The 17,991-nt window shown below is 71.9% G+C and carries 16 protein-coding genes; 6 read left to right on the forward strand and 10 right to left on the reverse strand.

Features of this window, described 5'->3' with window-relative positions; translation table 11 throughout:
• Positions 1 to 181 precede the first annotated feature (181 nt).
• The 9 genes from ACGFW5_RS13180 to gntD all read right to left on the reverse strand — a co-directional run bounded on the left by ACGFW5_RS13180 (position 182) and on the right by gntD (position 9,358).
• Complete coding sequence (locus tag ACGFW5_RS13180; protein WP_393834294.1) at positions 182 to 1,411, reverse strand: MFS transporter; 1,230 nt, start codon at positions 1,409 to 1,411, stop codon at positions 182 to 184.
• Positions 1,412 to 1,480: 69 nt separating this feature from the next.
• Positions 1,481 to 2,644 carry a DegT/DnrJ/EryC1/StrS family aminotransferase gene (locus ACGFW5_RS13185; protein ID WP_393834295.1) on the reverse strand — a complete coding sequence of 388 codons (1,164 nt, stop codon included), beginning with the start codon at positions 2,642 to 2,644 and terminating at the stop codon, positions 1,481 to 1,483.
• Between the two features lie 162 nt (positions 2,645 to 2,806).
• Positions 2,807 to 3,706, reverse strand: a complete 900-nt coding sequence (gene blsF / locus ACGFW5_RS13190; RefSeq protein WP_393834296.1) for a CGA synthase-related protein — start codon at positions 3,704 to 3,706, stop codon at positions 2,807 to 2,809.
• Between the two features lie 89 nt (positions 3,707 to 3,795).
• Positions 3,796 to 4,788 carry a cytosylglucuronate decarboxylase gene (blsE, locus tag ACGFW5_RS13195; protein ID WP_393834297.1) on the reverse strand — a complete coding sequence of 331 codons (993 nt, stop codon included), beginning with the start codon at positions 4,786 to 4,788 and terminating at the stop codon, positions 3,796 to 3,798.
• 13 nt (positions 4,789 to 4,801) lie between these two features.
• Positions 4,802 to 6,148, reverse strand: coding sequence for a hydroxymethylcytosylglucuronate/cytosylglucuronate synthase (locus ACGFW5_RS13200; RefSeq protein WP_393834298.1), 1,347 nt, complete (start codon positions 6,146 to 6,148; stop codon positions 4,802 to 4,804).
• Complete coding sequence (locus ACGFW5_RS13205) at positions 6,145 to 6,816, reverse strand: hypothetical protein (protein WP_393834299.1); 672 nt, start codon at positions 6,814 to 6,816, stop codon at positions 6,145 to 6,147. The genes ACGFW5_RS13200 and ACGFW5_RS13205 overlap by 4 nt, the downstream gene beginning before the upstream one ends.
• Positions 6,813 to 7,190, reverse strand: a complete 378-nt coding sequence (locus ACGFW5_RS13210; protein WP_393834300.1) for a nucleotide pyrophosphohydrolase — start codon at positions 7,188 to 7,190, stop codon at positions 6,813 to 6,815. Before ACGFW5_RS13210 ends, ACGFW5_RS13205 begins: the two co-directional genes overlap by 4 nt.
• The gene (locus ACGFW5_RS13215) at positions 7,183 to 8,286 is read right to left on the reverse strand and encodes a GNAT family N-acetyltransferase (protein ID WP_393834301.1); all 1,104 of its coding nucleotides are present in this window, start codon (positions 8,284 to 8,286) and stop codon (positions 7,183 to 7,185) included. Before ACGFW5_RS13215 ends, ACGFW5_RS13210 begins: the two co-directional genes overlap by 8 nt.
• Before the next feature lie 49 nt (positions 8,287 to 8,335).
• The gene (gene gntD, locus ACGFW5_RS13220; protein ID WP_393834302.1) at positions 8,336 to 9,358 is read right to left on the reverse strand and encodes a guanitoxin biosynthesis L-enduracididine beta-hydroxylase GntD; all 1,023 of its coding nucleotides are present in this window, start codon (positions 9,356 to 9,358) and stop codon (positions 8,336 to 8,338) included.
• A 277-nt stretch (positions 9,359 to 9,635) separates the two neighbouring features.
• Between gntD and ACGFW5_RS13225 the strand changes: the two genes are divergently transcribed.
• From ACGFW5_RS13225 to ACGFW5_RS13245, 5 genes are all read left to right on the forward strand, one after another.
• On the forward strand, positions 9,636 to 9,950 hold the full coding sequence (locus ACGFW5_RS13225) for a hypothetical protein (protein WP_393834303.1): 315 nt from the start codon (positions 9,636 to 9,638) through the stop codon (positions 9,948 to 9,950).
• A 228-nt stretch (positions 9,951 to 10,178) separates the two neighbouring features.
• Positions 10,179 to 11,405: a helix-turn-helix domain-containing protein gene (locus ACGFW5_RS13230; RefSeq protein WP_393834304.1), complete on the forward strand. Its 1,227-nt coding sequence runs from the start codon at positions 10,179 to 10,181 to the stop codon at positions 11,403 to 11,405.
• 139 nt (positions 11,406 to 11,544) lie between these two features.
• Positions 11,545 to 13,506 carry a hypothetical protein gene (locus ACGFW5_RS13235; RefSeq protein WP_393834305.1) on the forward strand — a complete coding sequence of 654 codons (1,962 nt, stop codon included), beginning with the start codon at positions 11,545 to 11,547 and terminating at the stop codon, positions 13,504 to 13,506.
• Between the two features lie 331 nt (positions 13,507 to 13,837).
• Positions 13,838 to 14,749, forward strand: coding sequence for a S1 family peptidase (locus ACGFW5_RS13240; RefSeq protein WP_393834306.1), 912 nt, complete (start codon positions 13,838 to 13,840; stop codon positions 14,747 to 14,749).
• Positions 14,750 to 14,913: 164 nt separating this feature from the next.
• Positions 14,914 to 15,393 (forward strand): hypothetical protein, encoded by a 480-nt coding sequence (locus ACGFW5_RS13245; protein WP_393834307.1) that lies wholly within the window; start codon positions 14,914 to 14,916, stop codon positions 15,391 to 15,393.
• A 12-nt stretch (positions 15,394 to 15,405) separates the two neighbouring features.
• Here ACGFW5_RS13245 and ACGFW5_RS13250 read toward each other — a convergent pair whose 3' ends face one another.
• Positions 15,406 to 16,302, reverse strand: a complete 897-nt coding sequence (locus ACGFW5_RS13250; protein ID WP_393834308.1) for a DUF4231 domain-containing protein — start codon at positions 16,300 to 16,302, stop codon at positions 15,406 to 15,408.
• A gap of 853 nt (positions 16,303 to 17,155) precedes the next feature.
• On the opposite strand from ACGFW5_RS13250, the gene ACGFW5_RS13255 reads away from it, so the two are divergent.
• Complete coding sequence (locus ACGFW5_RS13255) at positions 17,156 to 17,959, forward strand: aminoglycoside N(3)-acetyltransferase (protein ID WP_393834309.1); 804 nt, start codon at positions 17,156 to 17,158, stop codon at positions 17,957 to 17,959.
• Positions 17,960 to 17,991 lie beyond the last annotated feature (32 nt).

The raw sequence follows: 17,991 nt of genomic DNA on the forward strand, positions 1-17,991 counted from the left end.
GCCGGACGACGAGGTCCTAGGGGGTGTCTGGTGGATCATGGCCGGGGGTGCGGCGCCTGGCACGGCACCTCGCGGCGTTGCCGAAACGCCCCGATAGCTCCGCTATCACGACGTTCCGGCGCCTTGCGATGCACCGCACCAGGCGTCGCACCCTGACCGACCCTGATCCACCAGACACCCCCTAGTCCTGCGACAGGGCGGCGGCCACTGGCGGGACCGAGGGCTCGTCCGGCGACGGCCCCGCGGCGACGAAGCGGTGGCGTGCCGCGAAGGCGAGCGCCGTGCCGAGCAGGAGCGCGGCGATCGCCGCCACGAACGCCGCCCACGTCCCGTACCCGCTGATGAGCAGGCCGCCGACGGATGCACCGACCGCGCTGCCGATCACATTGACGGTGATCACCCAGGTGAATGCCTCGGTGACGGTGCCCGCGGGCGCGGTGCGGGCCACCAGTTCGTACTCCACCGCCGTCACCGGCGCGATGGCCAGGCCGCCGATGGCCAGCGCGACGCCCATCGACCAGTTGTCCCAGGCCAGCAGCGGCAGCGCCGTGGCGACGGCCAGGGCCAGCAGCCCGATCGTGAACGTCCGCTCGGCGGGCCCGTGTTGCCTGCGGTTGCCGTACCAGACTCCGCCGATCACGCCGCCCACGCCCCAGGCGCCGAAGATCAGACCGACGCTGTCGGCGGAGCCGTGGTCCGCGGCGAAGGCCGGCAGGACGAGATTGAACACGCCCATGGAGACGGCGCAGCAGGCCAGGACGGCGAGCAGCCACACCAGGCCCGGTGACCGCAGGGCGCCGAGCAGATCGCGTTCGGTGGGCTCGGCACGCCAGGCGCGGGAGGCTCGCGTGGTGGCCAGGCCGATGGCTCCGGCGCCGGCCAGCAGCCCGCCGATGACCAGGGCGGTACCCGGGCTGCCCCAGAACAGCACGGCGCTCAGCAGCAGCGGGCCGCCGATGACGAACACCTCGCTGAGGACGGCCTCCAGTGAGAAGCCCGCCTCGCGGCCGTCGGGCAGCGCGGTCCACAGGGACCGGATGCACCCGCTGACCGGCGGGATGGTCGCGCCCGCGACGACGGCGCACGCGAGCTGCACACCCTCGGCGTCGGGCGAGGCGCGGACCAGGCAGATCAGGGCTACGGGGTGGACGACGCCGGTGACGAGGAGCAGCGGCGGCTGCCCGTGCACGTCGACCCGGCGGGCGACCACGGGCGCCAGGACGGCGCCGCCCAGCGTGTACGCGGCGAGCAGCAGGCCCGCCGACCCGTAGTCGGTGCCGCGTGACGTGGTCAGGACCACGAGGGCGAGCGTGACCAGGTACAGCGGGAAACGCCCGACGACGCTCCACAGCAGGGGTCCACGCACAGCCCCGTTCTTCAACAGGGTGACGAATCTGTTCTCGGCTGACATGAACTTCTCCGGTGCTCGCGGCTGTCGCGGGGCGTTCGCGGGTCGACGATCAGGGGGGTGTCGGGGCTGTCAGAGCGCGGCGAGGACGGTGGCGATCTGCTTGGCCATCAACCTCTGCCCCTCGGCGTCCAGTTCGGGGGCCAGGGGGATGCACAGGGTGCGGCCGAGCCGGTCACGGGTCGCGGCGAAGCCGTCGTGGCTCAGCGGCCGGTAGCGGTCGTCGCCGTCCGCCAGGTTCCAGGGGAAGCCGTCGGCGTACAGCGAGGCACGTCCCGCGACGACGGGGTGGTCCGGCAGCAGGTACTTGTCGAGGCTCCAGCAGGGCAGCCCCTGCTCGGTGAGCCGGTTCAGGGCCAGGTCGCGCAGTTCGCGCGAGTCCAGCACGAGCCGCACGCTCGTCTTGACGTCGCCGGAGCGCTTGGCGGCCACCGTGATGCCGGGACGGGCCGCGATGGTCTCAAGGGCGAGCGCGTAATGGCGCTCCAGGCTGTCCAGGATCTCGTCGAGACGCCGGAACTGCTGGAGCTGGACCGCGGTGACCGCCTCGTTGGCGCACAGGTTCTCGCCGTAGAACGCCCCCGCGTTCCACGCCGGGTACTTGCCCTGCTCACGGGCCGAGCCATGGTCGGTGTAGGACCTCAGCACGTCCCAGTCGGCGCCGTCGCGGACCACGACGAGGCCGCCCTCGCCGGACGTGAGGATCTTGGCGTGGTGGAAGCTGAAGGTGCCCGCGTAGCCGACGGTGCCGGCGTGCCGGCCGTCCTCGTGGCGGCCGCCCATGGCCTGGGCGGTGTCCTCGATGATGTATGGCACGTGCTCGGGGAGTTCGGCGACCAGGCCCTCCATGTGGGCGACGACGACCCGCTCGGCGCCTTCGGGCAGCAGCGACGCGTCCAGGCCGAAGCGCGCGTCGACGTCCACCGGGACCGGCACGAGCCCGCAGGACAGGACCGCTCCGGCCACGGCGACGAAGGTGACGGCCGGTATGTACACGGGGTCGCCCACCCGGGGGCGGGTGCCCATGAGGGCCACCCGAAGGGCCTGCGTGCCGTTGGGCACCGCCAACGCGCGGGCCGCGCCGAGCCGTTCAACGGCGTAGGACTCCAGCTGGTCGGCGTTGCTGGGGGCGGGGGCGCTGTAACGGAACAGGACCTTGTTGTCGAGGGCCTGGCGCAGCTCGGGGGTTTCGCGCCAGCCGAGGTAATTGGCGCCGTAGGGAAGGGGACGCAGCACGGTGGGAGGTTCCTCTCTGGGACGTCTGAGGATCGGGAAGGCCAGGGGGAGGGAAGACCGGGAGGACCGGCAAGGGCGGGGGAGTGGAGCGCGGGGCCGGAAGGGTGCGCGCGGGCGACCGGGGGCCGAAGGCGCGGGCGCTGCGACCGGCCGCGCGCGGGGTCAGAACGGGGCGAGCAGCAGCTGGCGGACCTGGCGGGCCACGCGCTGCGCGCCCCGCCGGTCGTCCCCGGCCTCGTCCAGGGCGGCCGAGACGCGCTGCCACAGCGCGTCCGCGCCCCGGACGGCGGCGTCCACCGCCGGCCCCGGTCCTCGCGGGTCGAGCACGGGAGCTCCCACCGCGTCGGTGATCTCGGCCAGCCGGCGCTCCTGCTCGTCGCCGAGCGCGGGGAGCAGCAGAAGCGGTACGCGCGCCGCGTGCGCCTGGTTGACGGCGCTCAGCAGCGGGGACGAGATGAGCACGGACGCCTGCGCGAGCAGCCGCTCGGTGTGCGCGTCGGCCCCGGAGTGCACCGGCACGCCGTCGGCGCCGGGCTGCGGGCCGAGTCCCGCGGCGGACAGCAGGGACGCCCGCGTCGGCTCCGGCGCGTCCAGCACGAGGGCCGGCACCGGCAGGCCGTCCCGGCGTGCGGCGTCGGCGGCGGCGCGCAGCACGGTGCTCGCCCGCTCGAAATCCGGTGTCCCCGCCAACAGCCCGACGGGCGTGGACAGTTGGACGACCGCGCCGCGTGCCGCACGGGCCCTGGCGGCACGCGGCGGGGCGATGGTCCCCACGCCGTGCACGCCCTTGACGCGTCGGGCGGGCAGCCAGCCCGGCCGGTGACGGCAGTGGATCAGCGCGGCCGGCCGGCTGTCGGTGTCCCGGACGCCGCCTGCGTCGACGAACACCACCGGCACGCCGGACGCGCTCAGGCGTGCCGCGAGCTCGGTGTCGTCGCACACCACGGCGGCGTCGGGGGCGCGGCCGGTCCACTGCGCGCCGACGAGGTCGACCTCGGTGAGGTGGGCGCCGATGTAGCGCATGACGGCGCTCGACTCCAGGTCGTCGTGGGAACCGGCCACGACGCGCAGCCGGGGAGGTGCGGATCGGGGTGTAACGGTGGGAGAGGACATGGGGGCTCCGGGCCGTGTGAAGGGAATCCTTGGCGGGTTCAGTAGCTCCAGGCGGGCACGGTCCCCATGCGGGCCAGGTCGTCGCTGTACCCGGCGGCGGTGGCCGAGCAGCCGCTGCACATGGACGGGCCCTGCTGCTTGAACAGCTCGGCGTGCTGGCGGAAGACCGGACTGTCGAGCATGACCTTGCCGTCGTCGTTGTGCAGCGGAGCCCCGCCGGGCCCTTCGTCGCCCTCCTTGTGCGGGAGGCAACTGCACGAGAACGTGCGGCCGTTCTTGCCGTCCAGGTAGATCACGTCGTCGGTGACCAGACACAGCGGCTCGGAGGCGCGCGGCGGAAGCGAGTCCTCGAAGAAGTCCCGCTGTTCCTGAGGGGTGTCGCCGTAGAAACGCTTGCCGAGCGGCACCAGCTTGGCGGCCGGATCGGCGGTGTAGATGGGTTCGCAGGCCTCGATGACCTCCTGGCCCGAGGGATAGCGGATCTCGCGGTCCAGCTTGATCGCGGAGAGTTCCCACTGCTGTACGCCGATGTCGGTGAGGACGTTCTGCAACTCGGGCATCTGTGCGAAGTTGTGCGGGCCCACGACCGAGTTGACGCGCGGGATGATGCCGAGCTCCTTCGCCCTGCGCAGCCCCTCGACGCCATTGTCGAACATGCCGGGTGAGCGTCGGTAGACGTCGTGGGTGGCCGCCGACGAACCGTCGAGACTGACGATCACCTGGGCGAGCCCGGCGTCGGCCAGCCGGTCCACGAAGCGGGGCAGGAACATGCCGTTGGTGATGATCGACATGCGCATGCCGTGCTCGGTGCCAAGCCGCACCAGTTCCACCACGTCGCGGTGCATCAGCGGCTCACCGCCGGTGAAACGGACGTACCCCACACCGTTGGCCACCGCGTCGGGAAGCAGCTCGGCGAAGTCTTCGAGGCTGAAGCGGTAGCTGTCGCGGGACAGGGCGAACTCGCACATGAAGCAGTCGGCGTTGCACGCCTCAAGGACGCGGACGAACAGATACCGGTGCCGGTTCTGCATGAGGGACCACCTTTCAGAGGGAGGTGCGCGCGGAGCCGGCGCGGGCGGTGGCGAGGACGGCGTCGGCGACCTGCGCGGCGCCGCCGGTACCGACGAGGCGGGCCAGCGCGGTCCAGTGACCGGCGTGCGCTTCGACCGCGGCGAGGCAGGTGCCGATCCGTGCGGTGAGGGCGGCGCGCACCGGCTCGGGGTCGGCGGCGGCGCGCGAGATCCCGCCGTAGATCAGTTCGAGGGCTGCGTCCTCGCCGGGTGAACCGCCGTTGTCCTGCTCGGTGTTGGTGCCGGTGTTGGTGCCGGTGCCGGTGCCGATCCCGGTGTCGATGGCTGTGCCGGTGTCGGCGTCGTTCGTCGGGCCGCCGTCGCCGAGGCGGGCGTCGAGCACGTCCTGGGCGCGGAAGACGCTGTCCGGCCAGGCGGCGGTCGGGGCGCCGGACGCCTGGGCGTAGAACGTCGCGTTGAGGATCTGGCTGATGTTCTGCGGTGGCAGGCACACCACGGGGACTCCTCGCGTGCTGGACTCGAGGAGCGTGGTGAGGCCGGGCGATGCCAGCAGCGCATCGGCCTCGGCGACGGCTTCGAGGAAGCCCTGGTGTCCGAGGGCGCCGCCGCGCACCTCCATGCCCTGCGGCGCCGCATCGCGGAGCCCGTCCGGCAGCGGAGCGGACAGATTGCCGCACAGGGTGACCTGGGTGACCCCCCACGCGGCCAGTGCCCGCAGCGCGGCCGGCACCACCAGCGACAAATACTCGCTCGGGTCGTCCAGCAACGGCGACAGCAGTCCGCCCAGGCTCACGACGGCCCGGCGCAGGCCCGGCGGCCGCACGTCCCGCTCGGGGCGGGCGGGGGCGGGCACCACCACCGATTCCACCCACCGCAGGTTCTCCACCCGCGCCATCACCGGCCACGCCGGGCCCGGCAGACCGGGGCAGAGCTGGGCGCAGTAGACGGCGGCGCGCAGGGGGAGGCCGGCCAGGTCCTCCTCGGTCCACAGGAAGGGGAGGCTGTCGACGAAGACGACAGGACAGCCGGCCTCCTCCAGGCCGACCGCGGTCGCGCGGTCGAGGACGCACAGGGCGACGTCGATCGACTGCTCCTCGACCAGGGCGCGCAGGGCCCGCCGGTCGGCGACGTCGACGTCGTGCCACTGGGTGACGCCGTAGCCCCGTACGACGTCGCGACCGAGCCGTGAGCCGATGCCGACGAAACGGATGTCGTCGCCGAGCCGGGCGCGCAGCGCGTCGATGACCGCGCCGAGCTTGCCCGCGCTGCCCCAGCCGAACTCGACCCCGCACAGCGCCACGGTGGGCGCGGTGCTCCCGGACGCCGTGGCGTCCCGTGCGGTCGTAGAGGTGATCGTCATGATGCGGCTGCCTCCTGGGTGCGACGGTGATAGGCGAGCGCCGTGTCGAGGTCCGCGGCGCCCCACGGTCCCGGGCGGGCACCCAGGGCGCCCGCCCAGCCGAGGGCCGCCGAGACCGCCGCCGTGACGGCCTCCTTGCTCCAGCTGCCGTCGAAGTCCAGTGGCAGCACGGGGGAGACCTCGCCGAGCGCCGAGATCATCGGGCTGTAGGAGGTGCCGGGGTCGAGCAGCAGCGCCACCGGCTTGCGCATCGCGGAGGCCCAGCCCAGTTCGAGCGCGACCCCGGTCGAGGCGGGGGTGCCGGGGTAGGCGAGGACGAGGTCGGCGCACTGAAGGGCGCGGAAGTCGGAGGGGACGCACTCCTGCGGGGGCAGCCCCCACTCTCCCCAGCCCTCGTTGTGGTGGGCGTTGAACACGGCGTGCCCGGCGTCCATCAGGGCGTCGCGCAGCGACGAGAGGCGGGCGCGCCACAGCGGGCCCACCACACCGTCGTCCGCGTCGATGAACTGGACGAACGGAGCCGCGAGGAACACCCGCAGCCCGCCGGACTCCGTGCCGGACCTCGTGCCGGGTTCCGTGGCCGCTCGTGTGCCCGGTTCCGTACCGGATCGCGTACCGGACCCCGTACCGGCGTCGTGGGCGGCATCCTGTGCGGTGTTCCCCGTCATGCCGTCCCCCCGTTCGCGGCGAGCTGGTCGTACTTGAGGGCGTTGCCGCGGGCCAGTTCCACCGGATAGCGCTGCTCGTTGACGGCGAGCTTGTCGCGGGCCGCGGCGAGCAGGTCGATGTCCACCGAATCGGCAAGCCGCAGAAGGTAGTTGAGGATGTCGGCGAGCTCGAAGCCGAACGCGCGTCGGAAGCCGGCGTCCTCGACGGGCTTGTGCTGTGCCTCGTCGGGCGTGAGCCACTGGAGCATCGCCAGCAGCTCGCCGGTCTCGCCGCCGAGCGCCATCGCGAGGTTCTTCGGATTCTGGAACGCGTCCCAGCCGCGGGCGGCGACGAACGTCCGCAGGTCGGCGGCGTACTGTTCGAGGTCAGTCATGTGCTTCTCCGGATCGGGGCTGCGCCGAGGGCAGGAACAGGCCCCACTGGACGGTGCAGGTGTCGGGGTGGTAGGCGGCGGGCAGCAGGCCCTCAAGGGACCATCCGCTGCCCTGCATCCGCGCCGTGATGGCGGGGTCGGGCGGCAGATGCGAGTAGAGCTTGCGGCCAAGTCCCGCGAAAAGACCGGGCAGTTGGTCGAGAAGGCGGCCCAGGAGCGCGGGGCTGTCCGCGCACAGCGGCATCAGTTTGACCGGCTCGCCCTTCTTCGGCCCGGCCGCGGCGACACCGCGCACCGTGCCCCGGTCGTCCACCGCCACGTAGATGATCTTGAATTTGTGGTTGACGTCGGCCGCGTGCCGTCTGTTGTGGCCGGCCACCAGGGCGTCCACCCAGTCCGTGTCGACGCCGCGGTACGCCTCGGGCATGGTGCGCAGGATCAGGTCGCGCAGTCCGGGCGCGTCCTGCGGCTGGAACAGCCGGACCCGCAGGTCGCCCACCGTGTCCGTCTCGTCGTCGGCGGGCAGGTGCCCGGGCGCCGCGGGTACGTCCTTGTAGAGCATGTACTCGGTGACGCCCGGCTTGTACTGGCCGGGTGCCCCGCCGGCCAGGACGAAGCCGTGGCTCAGGAAGAAGCCGAGCGCCGCGGTGTTGGCGGCGGCGACCGTGCAGTAGAGCTGACGGGCGCCGGCCTCGCGGGCGAACTCCTCCGCGGCCCCCAGCAGCGCCGTCCCGAGGCCGGACCGGCTGCGTTGCTCCGGTACGAGGATGAGCGGGCTGATCTTCACCGTGCCCTGGCGCTTGACCACCAGGTGCAGGACGCCCAGCCGTGCCGCGTCATGCTCCTCGTCCGCGCACAGGACGAAGGTGCGCTGCGTGAGGGAGAAGTGGCCGAACCGGTCGCGTCCCGAGGCGAGATGCGCGTCCAGGACGCGGTCCGCGTGGGCGACGTGGTCGCCGTTGTAGAACGGTTCGAGCGTCTGGGCGAAGAGGGTCCGCAGGAAGTCCCGGTCGTCCTCGGTCGCCTGGCGCATGCGGGGTGCCCCGGACGGCAGCGGCTGGGTCGTGGAGCGGGGAGTGTAGGTAGGGGCTGTCACCGTGTGATCACCTTGGCCTGGTCTCGGGAGTGCCGAAGTGCGCTGCCGCTCATGTCAGATGGCGTCCGGCCGAGTGTCCGCGCATGTCGCGGGACTTGCGCAGGTCCCGGGTGGACACGGTCTTCTTCAGCCAGCGGTCGGTGCCGTCGTAGCGGGAGGCGAACGCCCTGCGGCCGTGAACGGCGCGGTAGTTGTCCACGAACAGGAGGGAACCCGCCTCGACCACGACGTCGCTCTGGACGCGGTCGAGCTCGGCGGTCAGCCGGCGCAGCGCCCGCGCGGTTTCGTCGTCGTCGTTCAGCTGGGGCATGAAGTAGGGGTCGATGCGCAGATAGGGATCGCTCTCGTCGCCGAACAGGACGGCGACCGGCTCGGGCTCGTCCCGCATCCGCTGGAGGCGCAGCAGCGCGGGCGAGTCCGGCGCCGTCAGCCGCAGCTGCCGCAGGTGCTCGTCGTCCGGCAGGGTCGTGAAGCGCCGCTCGTGGAGGATCCGGCGCGATCGTCCGTCCAGGTCGATGTCGGCCACCGAGGCCAGCGTGGTGGGCACCTGGTCCTGGTTGCGTACGCCGAACAGGCCCAGGTAGTCGCACCGGTAGGGATGGAAGCCGTCCTCGGTGTGCCAGGCGAGCAGGACGTCGCTGCTGTGGCCGCTCTGCTGGGTCTCCTCCCCCGGCATCGGCAGGACGTTCTGGATCAGGCGCCCCTCCTGGAGGGTGGGCCAGCCGAACACCTCGCCGACGCAGCCCGTCAGGAGCGAGAGGAAGAACTCCTCGCGGCGGGCGGCATCGCTCTTGGCCGCCTCGGTCCAGTGCAGCGGGGTCGGCCCCACCGCCTCGTCGTCGACCGGCAGGCCCGTGACCTTGCAGGCCGCGGCCGTCTCGTGGGTACGGAAATCGGCCAGGAACTCGCGCAGGCCGACGGGCAGTTCGGCGACGAAGCGCCACAGGCCGTCGTGGAAGCCGGGCGCCGCCGGATCGTGATCCCCTTGCGCCAGTGCGGTGAGCAGGCTGTCGAGCTGACAGATCTCAGGCTCCGACAGGCGATAAGTAAGCACATGTGTGGGCGAGCTCATGGGACTCCGCATCGTGTGTCGCCATCTCCCGCGGGGGGCTTCGGCCACTCGCCGCGGGTCTCGTTCGACCAGGACGCTAAAGGCGTTTGGACAAGTCTGTCAACGGTCAATCAACGGTTGTCAATTTTTGGCAACTGATCTAGCTTGTGACGCATCACGGCATCACCGGGCGTCGGCACCGACCAGCCGCGGCCCGGAGAATTCGCTGCATATCCCGCCGCATATGTCGATGCGGCGGCATCGCCCGAGAACTCCCTGGGGGGACACCTTGAAGAACATGCACCGCTTCGCCGTAGCCGCTGCCCTGTCCGTCCTGCCCCTCACGCTCGGGATGGGAGCCTCCGGAGCGAGCGCGCTCACCGGGGCGAACGGCACACCGGCGAGCTCCGCGACCTCGGGCATCGACTGGCCGGGCGTCGGCACCTCTCCGACCTCGGGCATCGACTGGCCCGCCACGAGCCGGGCGGCGTCCGGCATCGACTGGCCGGGCGTCGGCACGTCGCCGAAGGCGGGCATCGACTGGCCCGCCGCGGCGCGCCCGGATGCCGCCGGGCCTGGAGTGACCGCGGGCAGGGTGATCGACTGGCCGTAGTCCGGGTCGTGCGCGCCGGGACCCGACGGCGTTCCGTGCGGACGGACGGGGCGGGCCCGGGGCAGGCCCGTCCCCGCGGCGGCAACCCGCACTGCAGATATTGGCAATGCGTTGACGGGCGTGGCACCATGCTTCGGCATTGCCCCACCCGGTGGCAAGCACGACAGGGGGCCGGCCCGGGCAGTGCCCGACGGGACAGCCCCGATCTTCTGGCTCGCGGAGCATGGGATGGCGGAAGTGCTCGAACAACCTTCGTTCGGACAGCAGTTGAAAGCACTCCGGCAAGAACGTGGCCTGTCGCAGGCCCAGGTCGCCGAGGGCGGCATGTCCACCGCGTACTTGTCACGTCTGGAGTCCGGTACCCGACGCCCGACCGTGAAGATCCTCACTCATCTGACGGAGCGTCTGGGCGTCCCGTCGTCGGTCTTCGAGGCGACGCAGATGTCCCCGCTGGGCCGGGCGCTGGCGTCGGCCAGCTCGTCGGACGACAACGACGACGCCGTCAGGCTCCTCGAAGAGGTCGTACGCGCCGAGCGGGGCGAGGACCTGAGCCTGCGCTGGCTCTCGCTGTGGAAACTCGCCCAGCTCCACGCGAAGCTGGGCACCCGGCAGCAGGAGCTCTCCACCGCACGGGAACTCACCGAACTCAGTGACCGCATGGGGGTCCCCACCTTCCAGGTGCGTGCCCGCACGCTGCTCGCGAGGTGTCTGCGCGCGGTCGGCGAGATCGAGGAGTCCCGCGTCGTCGCGCAGATGGCCGTCTCCACCGTCGCCGACCAGGTGCTTCCGGTGTCCGACACCGTCCGTGCCCAGCTGGTGCTCATCTCGGTGGAGTCCGAATCGGGCATGATGGCCGAGGCGCGCTCGCACGCCGAGCAACTGCTGGGCGTGATCGAGGAGTTGGGCACCGTCCTGCGGGCCGAGGTGCTGTGGGCGGTCGCCAACGTACGCATCCGTCAGAACGACTACACCGGCGCCTCGGAGCTGTTGGAGCGCGCCTTGGACGAACTGCCGAGCCACGACGGGCTCATCCTGTGGCTGCGGTTGCGGCTGGCCGCATGCTCGCTGTATCTCCAGATGACGCCGCGCCGGGTGGCCGAGGCCCGCCGGTGCCTCGAAGAGGCCGAACGGGCCCTCGACCTGGTGGGCAGCCCGCTGCACCGGCAGGAAATGCTCGTCATCAAGACCCATTTGGCTTTCCAGCAGAGGGATCTGGAGCAGGCCCGCGCCCTGTACGACCAGCTCAAGGACGCCCTCCCACAGCTCACGTTCCGCGACCGCGTCCGCCTTGAGGTGCTCTCCAACCAGATCCTGATCCTGGAGGGCGACCGCGACACCGGCGTACGCAACGTCGAAGAGCTCGCCCGGGAGGCGGAGGACGCCTCCAACATCCATCTCGCCTCCGAGATCTGGCGCACCCTCGCCGAGACGCTTGCCTGGGACTCGGAGCCGTAGGGGGGGCCTGGCGGACCGGGGCCGGGGTCGCGACCGGGGCCGGGGTCGCGGCATCCGGCACGGCACCTCGCGCCAGTCGCCGCGCCCCGGCACACCCTGATCCACCAGCCCCCCAGCCCTTCGTGAAGGAGTCACCGCCATGCAGTCCGCGCCCCACGCCCCCGCCGAAGAACCGGCGTCCGCCGTGCCCGCCGGGTCCGCGGTGTCCCCGGCGCCGACCGGCCCCCCGGTGTCGTCGGCGCCCGCCGGCCCCCCGGCCGCCCCGGTGTTCGCCGCGACCGACGACCCCGGCGCATACGCCGCCGCGGTCGAGGATTTCCTCGGCGCCGCGTCCTCGGGACCCGTCCCGGTCCTGACCGGCGGGCGCGCGGACGTGCTGGCTTCCGTGGAGCGGTCGGCGTCCCTCTACGCGGCGGTGAGCCGCCCGGCGCCGCACGCGCGTGGCGTACTCCTGGGCGCCGACGCCCTGCCCGCCGGACTCGCCGAGCTGATCACACCCCTCGCCACGACCTGGCTCGACGAGGCGGAACTGACCGAGGCACTGTTCGACGCGGACCACGGCGAGCACGCCCTGCTGGTGGCCGGAACGTACGAGCACTTCACGCTCGCCCCGCTGTGGCGGACGCTGCTCGCCGCCCAGCGCCACCACGGCATCCAGGCGACCTTCCTCACCGGACGCGACGCCGTCTCCCTCGCCTGGTTCACCGCCAAGCAGTACGCCCAGGTGGCCCCCGACGTCGTCGCGCTCGGGCTGTTCACCTCCACCGACCGGCCGGCCGCCCCCGCCGGTGTGCTGCTGCGGGACGAACGCGGTGTGGAGAGCGAGGACGTCAAGGCCGAGGTGCTGGGCACCCCATGGCGGCGGATCCTCTTCCAGGGCCACGGCAAGGACGACTCGATCAACCTCGCCGACTTCACCGTCTGCGGCCTCAACGAAGCCGCACCCCGAAGCCCCGGTCTGCTCGGGCCCTCCTGCGCCTACGGGCCCACCTGCTACAAGCCCATGGACAAACTGATCCAGCTGCGTGAGGTGCGCGCCGCCGAGGTGGTCCTGAGCTCGTGCAACAACGCGCCCTTCGCCGACGCGGCGACCTACGACCCCAAGTACCAGCTCATGCTCAACGCCATCGACGGCACCGCCAAGGACGTCGTCGCGGCCATCACCGTCCACGACTCGGACCGGCCGGAGAACACCGCCTGGATGGACGCCGTCCTCGCCGGAGCCCCCTCCGTCACCGCGCTCAACGAGAGCATCGCCACCGCTCAGCCCTTCCCCGCCTACCTCCACTTCGGCATGGCCCCCGACACCGGCACGGCCCCCGCCCGGCCGTCGTCGGCTCCCGACCCCCTGCTGCTCACCGCCTCCGCACGGCTCACCGCCTACCTCGCCGGCGGACTGCTGCCGGGGAGCAACCGGCTGCGTCCCCGTCTCGTCAAGCTCGCGGGCAAGGTGGAGCAGCAGGTCACGCGGCGTGCGGTGGCCGCGCAGGACGCGGCTCAGGCCCGGCGCGTCCTCCTCGACGACCTCCAGTCCCTCGACCACACCATCGCCCAGCAGCTCGGCGAGGAACCGGAGAACGAACTCGCCGACTATCCGGCCCACTTCGGCGACCGCAGCACCGCCGACCCGGACTCCGTACGGGAGGTGCTGTGCCAGTGCGGCCGCCCGGCGCAGCTCTACATCAAGCGCGCCCTGGTGCCCACGGCACTCGACACCGAGTGCGTCATCTGCCCCCGCTGCGGCGACGTGTCCTTCCGTCTCCCGGATTCGCCCGCCCTTTCGGTCCACGCCGAGGACGACGTCAGCCAGGGCGGCACCCTGCGGGTCCGGGTCGCCGTGCGTGGCAGTCGCAGCGGTCCCGTGCGGGTGGGCCTGTTCGTCCCCGGCTATCTGCGCGCCAACTGCGAGGTGAGCCCCCGCCTCCGGAAAATCCGTGCCACCGCCGACGGGGAGCGCGAGGCGGACTTCACGCTGACCGTGCAGCCGGGGACGCCCCCACAGGCGTACTACCTCACCGCGTTCGCCGTGCAGGACCTGGCTCTCACCACCGCCCGCCGCCACTTCGGCGTCGTCCCCGCCGAAACCCCCCGGCCGATGTGAACCCGCCACCTCCTTGTGCCTTGTGCGACGCGCGCGGGGGCCGGTGGACGGGCGCGGACACCTTCCGGCCGACGGGCGGCCCCCGCCCTCTGCATCCCTACGCGGAAGCACCCCGTCCGCACCTCCGGCACCAACTGCCCCTGGGATACGCACGCCTGCGAGTTCCGGCCAGAAGGCCCCCTTGCGCGCCCCGGCCGGCCCCCCGAATACTCCTCCGCAGCGCTTGTCAGGAGCACGGTCGGCGTCTTTCCGTGCTGCCGTCATCCTTGGCTGCGCCTCACGGGGTCCCCCCATGTGCACGGACCCCACGATTCCCCTCGGGAGGAAAAGAGTGAGGATCAAGCGCACCACCCCCACATCCCCGTCAGGCCCGGCGAGACGCCTCAAGATCGGCGCCGTCGCCGCCGGACTGCTCGCCGCCGTGGCGATCGCCGTACCCAACGCCAACGCCAACGCCGCCCCGGCGCACGCCTTCCAAGCCGCCGAGCTGACCGCCGCGAGCGACGCCGTCCTCGGCGCGGACGTCGCCGGAACCGCCTGGAGCGTGGACAGCGCGACCGGCAAGGTCCTCGTCACCGCCGACTCGACCGTCTCGGCGGCGGACCTGGCGAAGATCAGACGCGAGGCCGGGGCCAACGTCGGCGCGATATCCATCGAGCGGACCCCCGGAAAGTTCACCAAGCTGCTCTCCGGCGGCGACGCCATCTACGCCACCAGCTGGCGCTGCTCGCTCGGCTTCAACGTCAAGAAGGGCTCCACGTACTACTTCCTGACGGCGGGTCACTGCACCGAGGGCTACCCGAACTACTACACCAACTCCTCGCACTCGACGAGCATCGGCCCCACCGTGGGCACCAGCTTCCCGGGCAACGACTACGGGCTCGTCCAGTACACCAACACCTCGCTCGCGCACCCGAGCGCGGTGGGCAGCCAGCCCATCACCAGCGCCGCCAATCCGACGGTCGGCCAGACGGTCACCCGGCGCGGCTCGACCACCGGTGTTCACAGCGGCAAGGTCACCGCGCTCAACCAGACGGTCAACTACGGCAACGGTGACGTCGTCTCCGGCCTCGTCAAGACCACCGTGTGCGCCGAGCCCGGCGACTCCGGCGGCCCCCTCTACGCCGGCTCCACCGCGCTCGGTCTCACCTCGGGCGGCAGCGGCAACTGCTCATCCGGCGGAACGACGTTCTTCCAGCCGGTGGTCGAAGCCATGAACGCCTATGGCGTGAGCCTTTTCTGACGTTCCCTCAGCTCCGCTGTGTACGGCACCGCCCGAGCCCTCGTCCGGGAGAACCGGACGAGGGCTTCCGGCTGGACGTGATGCGCTGATTTGAGAGGATGTGCAGGGGCGGGACGAAGAGCGGTCCGCCGGTGACCGGCGCCGGACACACGGGGTGAGACGCAGTGAAGCGCATCGGAGTGACCGGCCACCGCGACATCCCTCCCGACGCCTTCGAGGAGATCCGTGACCGGCTGCGCGCGCTGCTGTGCGGGCTGGAAGGCTCCCTCGAAGCGCTCTCCAGCCTCGCCACCGGCGCCGACCAGCTCTTCGCCGCCATCGCCCTGGACTGCGGCGCCGCCCTCACCGTGGTGATCCCGAGCGGCGACTACGAGGACGGCTTCGCCGACGCCGCCGAACTGGCCCACTACCGGGGCCTGAAGCGCCGGGCGAGCCAGGAGGTCGCGCTCGGCTACCCGCACTCCACGGACGAGGCGTACTACGCGGCCGGTGCGTACATCGCGGACAACTGCGACCGGCTCGTCGCCGTCTGGGACGGCCTGCCGGCCCGCGGCCTCGGCGGCACCGGCGACATCGTGCGGTACGCCCGGGGCCTCGGCAGGCCGGTCACGGTCGTCTGGCGCGAGGGCAGCCGCCGGGCGTGAGACCGGCGCGGGTCAACTGCGCAGCCGGGCAAGCCAGTCGGTGTGCTGCGGGGAGACGATGCGCTCGGTCTCGTACACGGCCTGCGGCCACTGCCGTTCGGTCACCGTGTGCTCCATCGCCACATGCATCTCCATCAGATCCTGTTCCACCAGCGCGTGGGCCGATATCAGCGGCTGGTGGCGGCGGATCTCGCTCCAGGCGAGGCAGGCCGCGGCCGCGGCCGACAGAAATCCCGCCGTGTCGACCTCCCGGGCGACCGAGAAGGTCTGGAGCACGGCGAAGAACAGCGCGAGAAGGGTCAGCAGCGTGATCGCCGTCGACCACAGCCGGGTCGCCCGCCGCGAGGTCTCCTGCCGGCGCCGGTACCAGTTGCGCTGCTCGATCAGCCGGTCGCGTACGTACGTCTCCTTGCGCACGTTGAACGACTTGCCCCGTAACTCCCGCATGCTGGGCGTGACAAGGCCTCCGGAGGCGAGCTCACCGTCGTCGCGTGGGTCGCGCCAGCCCACCTTCTTCAGCTCCCGCAGCCCCTCCTCGACGCGGGCGACGAACAGCGCGTCCGGGTCGGGGGCTCCGAGGTCGAAGGGGGCGCCGTGCACGGCGTAGCGCCAGCACATCGACTTGATGAACTCCGCGGCGGACCGGTTGAGTTGCCAGTGCGACGCGGCGTGGCGCCGGGCCGCCCCGAAGGTCGCGAGCAGCGCCCCGGCGTAGGCGAGGGCACTCAACGAACTGAACACCTGGAAGTCGTGGCCGACCCGCACGTGCGGCAGTGCCGAGGCCGCCGCACCCACCACCAGGAGGGAGAGCTGGGTGCGGGTGAGCTTGACCGCCGACTGCTGGCGGCCGATCGCCAGTGTGTCCGCGTGATGGAAAAGGCCCGGCAGATCCGCGTTCCGGAAGACCATGCTCTGCAATGGGCCGGGAATCGCCGTCACATGCACCCCCGTCTGCGGTTTTTCCTGCATTCCTGGTGAGGGATGGCAGGTGTGCGCCCTGTTTGCGTGCTCCATCCGCTGGTGGGGACGAGAGTAAAGTCGTCCCGCCGACACTGCAACGGTGCATGTGCCGGTATCACTGTCCAGGTGCGGTTGTCCCCCACTGCGGGGCGTAAGTGAAAACCCCGCGAATTCAGCCCCGTCCGCCGTGCGGACCGGGCCGTCGGCAGGATGCCCATGAGGTCTCCGGACGTTCGGGTGGGCTGTCCTGGCCGCAAGTCCGTACCTTCAACTCGTGTCGCTGCGAACGGAGTTGGCAGGATTCTTCCCCTGGGCGTGTCGGGCGGGAAGGCTGCGACGGGCGGGTGGCGCGGGGCACGAGGGCATTCCCGGGAGAACTCCCGGGCCGGACGGTCGAATTCCCACCCTCGCCAAAACCGCGGAATGACAGGAACCGCTGGCTCCTGCTTCCTTTTCGCGAGATTGTGGGGCAGGTGCGCGGCGGGGGCGTGGCCGGCCCGTGGCCATTGTCATGGGGGAGTGGGGAGTGGGGAGTGGGCGAGTGGGGGAGTGGACGGTGCTCGATGCGCGCCCTGCCGGTAAGGGGAAGAGGTCTCGCGTGGCCGACAACGGTGCCGACAGCAGCGCCGACAACAGTGCCGGTAACTGTGCCGACAGCGCCGTTGGCCAAACCGCCGAAAACAGAACCGAAAACAGCGTCGAGGGCAGAGCCGAGGGCCGTACCGGGGGCCGTACTGAAGGTCGTACCGACGGCCGTACTGAAGGTCGTGCCGAGGCCCGTACCGAGGGCCGTTCCGAGCATGTGGCCGGGGGTGGCGCCGACCATCGGGGGCCGGGGCGCGACGCGGCCGGTCCGGTCGCCCAACTGCGCGCACTCGGCGTCCAGGAAGGCGGGGTCCTCCTCGTCCACGCCTCGCTGCGCGGCACCGGGCTGCGCGACGACGTGCTCCTGAACGCGCTGCGTACGGTGCTCGGGCCCCGGGGGACTCTGGTGGTCCCGGCGTTCACGCCCGAGAACTCCGACACCTCGCCGGCCCATCTCGCCCTGGTGAGCCGGGCCCCCGATCCGGCCGCCTTCCGGGCCGCGATGGCGCCCTTCGACCCGGAGCGCACCCCGTGCCCGGGGATGGGACGGCTGGCCGAACGGGTCAGAACCACCCCCGGCGCCGCCCGCAGCGACCACCCCCAGACCTCCTTCGCGGCGCTCGGCGGCCGGGCCGCGGAGCTCATGAAGGGCCACGCCAGGGACTGCCACTTCGGCGAGGACTCCCCGCTCGCCGGGCTGATCGCCGCCGAGGCGCAGGTCCTCCTGGTCAATGTCGGGTTCGAGGTGTGCACCGCCTTCCACTTCGCGGAGTACCTGGTGCCGCCGAGGCCGGTGCGTACCTACCGGGCGGTGATCAAGGACGACGCGGGCGCGGCCACCTGGTTCACCTACCGGGACGCCGAGCTCGACGACAGCGACTTCGCCCGCATCGGCGCCGCCTTTCCCGCCCGGCACCTGGCCCGCGGCGCCCTGGGGCGGGGCGGCGCACAGCTCTTCCCCGTCCGGGCGGCCGTCGAGCACGCTGCCGCCTGGATGGCCGGCAACCGCAACCGGCGCTGAACGCCTCCCCCTGGGGGAGAAGCGGAGTTACC

The sequence above is a fragment of the Streptomyces sp. NPDC048416 genome, assembly GCF_043200435.1.
Lineage (GTDB): Bacteria > Actinomycetota > Actinomycetes > Streptomycetales > Streptomycetaceae > Streptomyces.

What these genes read in the sequence shown, in the direction of transcription:
- ACGFW5_RS13180 (WP_393834294.1), bottom strand. Translation starts at nt 1,411, where the DNA reads ATGTCAGCCGAGAACAGATTCGTCACCCTGTTGAAGAACGGGGCTGTG.
- blsE (WP_393834297.1), bottom strand. Translation starts at nt 4,788, where the DNA reads ATGCAGAACCGGCACCGGTATCTGTTCGTCCGCGTCCTTGAGGCGTGC.
- ACGFW5_RS13200 (WP_393834298.1), bottom strand. Translation starts at nt 6,148, where the DNA reads ATGACGATCACCTCTACGACCGCACGGGACGCCACGGCGTCCGGGAGC.
- ACGFW5_RS13205 (WP_393834299.1), bottom strand. Translation starts at nt 6,816, where the DNA reads ATGACGGGGAACACCGCACAGGATGCCGCCCACGACGCCGGTACGGGG.
- ACGFW5_RS13210 (WP_393834300.1), bottom strand. Translation starts at nt 7,190, where the DNA reads ATGACTGACCTCGAACAGTACGCCGCCGACCTGCGGACGTTCGTCGCC.
- gntD (WP_393834302.1), bottom strand. Translation starts at nt 9,358, where the DNA reads ATGAGCTCGCCCACACATGTGCTTACTTATCGCCTGTCGGAGCCTGAG.
- ACGFW5_RS13225 (WP_393834303.1), top strand. Translation starts at nt 9,636, where the DNA reads ATGCACCGCTTCGCCGTAGCCGCTGCCCTGTCCGTCCTGCCCCTCACG.
- ACGFW5_RS13230 (WP_393834304.1), top strand. Translation starts at nt 10,179, where the DNA reads ATGGCGGAAGTGCTCGAACAACCTTCGTTCGGACAGCAGTTGAAAGCA.
- ACGFW5_RS13235 (WP_393834305.1), top strand. Translation starts at nt 11,545, where the DNA reads ATGCAGTCCGCGCCCCACGCCCCCGCCGAAGAACCGGCGTCCGCCGTG.
- ACGFW5_RS13250 (WP_393834308.1), bottom strand. Translation starts at nt 16,302, where the DNA reads ATGGTCTTCCGGAACGCGGATCTGCCGGGCCTTTTCCATCACGCGGAC.